The 5,330-nt window shown below is 71.9% G+C and carries 6 protein-coding genes; all 6 read right to left on the reverse strand.

Annotated features, from left to right (window positions below):
* Positions 1-2,038 (reverse strand): excinuclease ABC subunit UvrC (gene uvrC, locus G6020_RS01970; RefSeq protein ID WP_182609491.1); only part of this gene is annotated, 2,038 nt, incomplete at its 3' end.
* A gap of 6 nt (positions 2,039-2,044) precedes the next feature.
* Positions 2,045-2,548 (reverse strand): PH domain-containing protein, encoded by a 504-nt coding sequence (locus tag G6020_RS01975; protein WP_182609492.1) that lies wholly within the window; start codon positions 2,546-2,548, stop codon positions 2,045-2,047.
* A complete protein-coding gene (gene ribH, locus G6020_RS01980; protein WP_179525336.1) occupies positions 2,545-3,021 on the reverse strand; it encodes a 6,7-dimethyl-8-ribityllumazine synthase in 477 nt (158 codons plus the stop codon). Before ribH ends, G6020_RS01975 begins: the two co-directional genes overlap by 4 nt.
* The gene (locus G6020_RS01985) at positions 3,018-4,274 is read right to left on the reverse strand and encodes a bifunctional 3,4-dihydroxy-2-butanone-4-phosphate synthase/GTP cyclohydrolase II (protein WP_182609493.1); all 1,257 of its coding nucleotides are present in this window, start codon (positions 4,272-4,274) and stop codon (positions 3,018-3,020) included. The genes ribH and G6020_RS01985 overlap by 4 nt, the downstream gene beginning before the upstream one ends.
* 75 nt (positions 4,275-4,349) lie before the next feature.
* Positions 4,350-4,973, reverse strand: a complete 624-nt coding sequence (locus G6020_RS01990; RefSeq protein WP_182609494.1) for a riboflavin synthase — start codon at positions 4,971-4,973, stop codon at positions 4,350-4,352.
* 42 nt (positions 4,974-5,015) lie between these two features.
* The coding region (locus G6020_RS01995; protein WP_182609495.1) for a dihydrofolate reductase family protein at positions 5,016-5,330 on the reverse strand (315 nt) is incomplete at its 5' end.

The following is a 5,330-nucleotide window of genomic DNA, read 5'->3' on the forward strand; positions in this document are numbered from 1 at the left end:
CCGCCGCCGGTGTCTCCGCCGGTGTCGCCGCCGGGTCTCCGGATCCCAGGGTGGCCCGGATCGCGGCCGCCACCCCGGGGCCGATCCCGGGGACCGCACAGAGGTCGTCGATCCCGGCCGCCCGGAGAGCGGACACGGTGGGGAACTTCTCGAGCAGCGCGGCCCGTCGTGCGGGCCCGAGACCGGGCACCTGGTCGAGGACCGACGTCGTCATCCTCTTGGACCTGGCCCCCCGGTGCGCGCGGATCGCGAAGCGGTGTGCCTCGTCGCGCAGACGCTGGAGGAGGAACAGCCCCTCGCCGTGCCGGGGGAAGATGACCGGGTACTCCTCCCCGGGCAACCAGATCTCCTCGAGCCGCTTGGCGATCCCGATCACCGGGACGTCGGTGACGCCGAGCTCGGACAGGACCTCGGCGGCGGCCTCCACCTGGGGTCGGCCGCCGTCCACCACGAAGAGCTGGGGAGGGTAGGCGAATCGGCGGGTCGGGGTGGACCCGCCCGCCCCCGCGTCGTCGGGCTCGGCCCTGTCGTCGACGGGGCCGTCGGTGTCATCGGGGGTCACCGCCGGCTCCTCGTGGTGCCGCCGGAACCGTCGGCGGGTCACCTCGGCGATGCTCGCGACGTCGTCGGAGTGACCGTCGCCGGCCGCCTCGCGGATCCGGTAGAGGCGGTAGTCGCTCTTGCGGGGCAGCCCGTCCTCGAACACCACCAGTGAGGCCATGACGTCGGTGCCCTGGGTGTGCGAGATGTCCACGCACTCGATCCGGAGGGGGGCCGTGTCGAGCTCCAGGGTCTCCTGGATCTCCTGCAGCGCGGCCGACCGTGCGGTCAGGTCACCGCTGCGGCGCAGTTTGTGCTGGGTCAGGGCCTCCACCGCGTTGCGTCGGACGGTCTCGGCCAGCGAGCGCTTGTCGCCGCGCCGGGGGATCCGCAGCGACACACGGGATCCGCGCAGGGTGGAGAGCCAGTCGGCGAGCTCGTCGGCGTCCTCCGGGAGGGCCGGTACCAACACCTCCCGTGGCACCGCGGCGGCGAGATCCGCGCCCGAGTCTGCGCCCCCGGCCAGGTCGGCCTCCCCTCCGTAGAACTGGGCGAGGTAGTCCGAGACGACACCGGGGACCGCGAGCGCCGGGTCGAACCGGCCGTCGGCGTCCACCCCGTGTGCGTGCTCGACCACCCATCCGCGCTGGCCGCGGATGCGCCCGTTGCGGACGTGGAAGACCTGGACGGAGACCTCCAGCTCGTCGGCCTCGACGCCCACGACATCGGCGTCGGTACCGTCGCCCAGGACCACGGCCTGCTTCTCCATGGCCCGCCTCATCGCGCCGAGATCGTCCCGCAGCCGGGCCGCGCGCTCGAAATCCAGGTCCTCGGACGCCTCGAGCATCCGCTTCTCGATCCGCTTCATGATGACGTCGGTCCGGCCGGCGAGGAAGTCGCAGAGTTCGTCGACTATCTCGCGGTGCTCGTCCGCGGTCACCCGACCGATACACGGGGCGGCGCACTTGTCGATGTAGCCGAGTAGACAGGGGCGGCCGAGCTGGGCCTGTCGTCGGAACACCCCGGCCGAACACGACCGCACCGGGAACACCCGTTGGAGTGTGTCGAGCGTGTCCCGGATCGCCCACGCGTGGGAATAGGGACCGAAGTAGCGGGTCCCGGCCCGGCGCGGCCCCCGGTAGACGAATGCGCGCGGGAACTCCTCCCCCACCGTCACCGCCAGGAGCGGGTAGGTCTTGTCATCCCGGTACCGCACGTTGAAGCGGGGGTCGTACTTCTTGATCCACGTGTACTCCAGTTGGAGCGCCTCCACCTCGGTGGAGACGACGGTCCACTGGACGCCCGCGGCGGCGGTGACCATCTGTCTGGTGCGCGGGTGGAGCAGGGTGAGGTCGGCGAAGTACGACCCGACCCGGCTGCGGAGGTTCTTGGCCTTGCCCACGTAGATGACGCGGCCCTGGGCGTCGCGGAACCGGTAGACCCCCGGTTCCGTCGGGATGGAACCGGGGGCTGGGCGGTAGGTGCGCGGGTCGGCCACGACGCCTCAGCGGTCGGCGACGGTTTCGGGATCGGCGGCCGAGGGCTTGTACCGGCGGACCGTCTCCCGCATGGTGCCCATGGCCTCGACCGCGTCCTGACCGTCGACGGTGAGGATGGCCCAGACGCCGACGTGCTCGTAGGCCGGTAGTTCGAGCCGGGGCCACATGCTCGACCGGGGGAACGTGATCCCCACGACGTCCTGCCAGTCCCAGAGCCGCGAACGCAGTGGTCCGCGGACCTCGACCCCCTGCTCGCCCACCCGCACCCTGATCCGGAGGAGGGTGAGCAGGACGCCGGCGAAGATCAGACCGATCGCCACGAAGGCGAGCTGGTCGGCGATCCCGATGGTGACCCCGGTGTCGTCGCGGACCAGCACGACAGCCCAGACGACGTGGGCGAGGACGGTCAGGATCGCCAGCGCGATCACGGCGATCCGGAGTCGTCGTGGACGGTGCTCGAAGTCCCAGTGGTCGAGATCCGGGCGCTCGAGGTCCGAACGCCCGGTCATCGTCCGGCCCGCAGGTCGCGCAGGGTGACGGCCGCCCGGAGAGCGGCGGCGACCGCCTCCCCGCCCTTGTCCTCGGTGGCGCCCTCGTGCCCGTCACGGTCGCGGGCCTGGGCCTCGTTCTCGGTGGTGAGGACCCCGTGGGCGACCGGCGTGGCCTCGTCGAGCGCGATCCGGGTCAGGCCGTCGGTCACCGAGCCGCACACGTAGTCGAAGTGCGGGGTCGAGCCCCGGATGACCACCCCGAGGGCCACCACGGCGTCGTGTGACCTGGCGAGTTCCTGGGCGACCACCGGGAGCTCCACGGCTCCCGTGACACGGGCGACGGTGACCACCGCGCCGGAGGTCTCGGCCACCGCGAGGGCCCGGTCCATCAGTTGCGCGCAGATCTCGTCGTGCCAGGTGGAGGCCACCACGCCCAGCCGCAGCCCGCGGGCGTCGGGGATCACCAATTCCGGCCTACCGGTGCCGCTCATCGCCGATCCTCTCCGTTGGTGTCCGGGTCGATCCCGTCGTCCAGGCCCTCGAGCAGGTGGCCCATCCGGTCCCGCTTGGTCCGCAGGTACCGGAGGTTCTCCGGGGTCACCGCGGTGGGCATGGGGACCCGCGCCACCACCTCGACCCCGCCGGCACGGAGGGCGTCGGCCTTGGCGGGGTTGTTGGTCATCAGCCGCACGCGCGTCACCCCGAGATCGCGCAGCATCTGCGCGGCCAGGCTGAAGTCCCTGGCATCGGCGGGCAGTCCGAGGTCGAGGTTCGCGTCCACCGTGTCGCGGCCGTCGTCCTGAAGCTGATAGGCGCGGAGCTTCTGCACCAGGCCGATCCCCCGGCCCTCGTGACCGCGCATGTAGAGGACCACCCCGCGCCCCTCCTCGCACACCGAGGCGACGGCCGCGTCGAGTTGCGGACCGCAATCGCAGCGCAGCGAGTGGAAGACGTCCCCGGTGAGGCACTCGGAGTGGATGCGGACCGACACGGGCTCGTCGCCCGAGATGTCGCCGGCGACCATGGCCACGTGCTCGACCCCCTGGAGGACGTCGCGGTACCCGTGGGCGGTCATCGTGCCGGCAGGGGTGGGGATGCGGGCGGCGGCCTCGTGGATCACCTGCACCTCGTGCGCCCGCCGCCAGTCCTGCAGGGCCTCGATCGTGATCAGCGCGAGCCCGTGCTCGTCGGCGAAGCGCCGCAGTTCCGGGGTCCGGGCCATGGTGGTCGGATCGTCCTCGGACACGATCTCGCAGATCACCCCGGCGGGCCGCAGGCCGGCCAGGCGGGCGAGGTCCACCGCGGATTCCGTGTGACCCGGCCGGGTCAGCACCCCGCCGGGACGCGCGCGCAGCGGCACCACGTGACCCGGGCGGGTGAAGTCCCCGGGGACGGCTTCGGTGGAGGCCAGCATCCGGGCGGTGCGGGCGCGGTCGGCGGCCGAGATCCCGGTCGAGACTCCGGTACGGGCGTCCACGGTCACCGTGTAGGCGGTGTCGTGCCGGTCCTCGTTGATCGCCCGCATCGGCGGCAGATCCAGGCGGAGGCAGTCCTCGGCCTCGAGCGCGACGCAGACGTACCCCGACGAGTAACGCACGAGGAAGCCCATGAGCTCGGGGGTCGCGAGCTCGGCGGCGAAGATCAGGTCGCCCTCGTTCTCCCGGTCCTCGCTGTCCACCACGACCACGGCTCGTCCCGCCGCGATGTCGGCGATGGCGCGGTCGATGCCGTCGAAGGTGGTCACTGCTGCGGGTTCTCCTCGGTACTCATCAATCCCGGGCGTCGGCCGCGGGCACGGCCACAAGTATGGCGCATCCGGTCACCGGGACCGGCCACCGCGTCCACCGAGGAGACGCTCCACGTACTTGGCCAGCACATCGACCTCGAGGTTGACCGCGTCCCCCGGGGTCAGGCCGCCGAGGATCGTGTCCTCCAGCGTGGTGGGGATGAGCGAGACCTCGAACCACGGTTCGGTCTGGTCGAGCGCACTGACCGCCGACACGGTGAGGGAGGTGCCCGACACCGTGATCGACCCCTTCTCCACCACGTAACGGGCCAGGTCCTGCGGCAACGAGATGCGCACCACGTGCCACTGGTCGTGCTCGGTCCTGCTGATCACCGCGCCGGTCCCGTCGACGTGCCCCTGGACGATGTGACCCCCGAACCGCGCGTCCGCCCGCATCGCCCGCTCCAGGTTCACCGGGTCCCCGGGGCTCAGCGCACCCAGGGCGGTGCGGTCCAGGGTCTCGGCCATGACGTCGGCGTCGAATCCCTCTCCGGCGGTGAACTCCGTGACGGTGAGGCAGACGCCGTTGACGGAGATCGACTCCCCGTGACGGGCGTCCGATGTGACGAGGGGTCCGCGGATCCGCAGTCGCGCGGAGTCCCCGACGGTCTCGACCGATTCCAGCGTGCCGAGTTCCTCGACGATTCCGGTGAACATCAGTGTGGTCCTCTCGTGGATGTGGTCATGCGGTGCGCCTGGTCACGCGGTGCGTCTGGTCACGCGGAGGTAGACGTCACGACCCAGGGTCGCGCTCTCGCGCACCTCGAAGCCGTGGGCGTCGGTGAGCGTGCCGACCCCGGCACCCCGGACGGCGGACCGACCGTCTCCCAGCACGATCGGGGCGAGGTAGGCCTCGACCTCGTCGACGAGCCCGGCGGCGAGGAACGCCCCGGCCAGACGGGGGCCGCCCTCGACCAGGACGTGCTGGACGTCGCCGAGCATCGCGAGCGCCTCCGCGGGATCGCGGGTGGCCAGGTGCCTGAACCGGCCGTCGGAACCCCGCACGGCGGCGTC

Source organism: Dietzia sp. B19 (assembly GCF_014145155.1).
GTDB classification, from domain to species: domain Bacteria; phylum Actinomycetota; class Actinomycetes; order Mycobacteriales; family Mycobacteriaceae; genus Dietzia; species Dietzia natronolimnaea.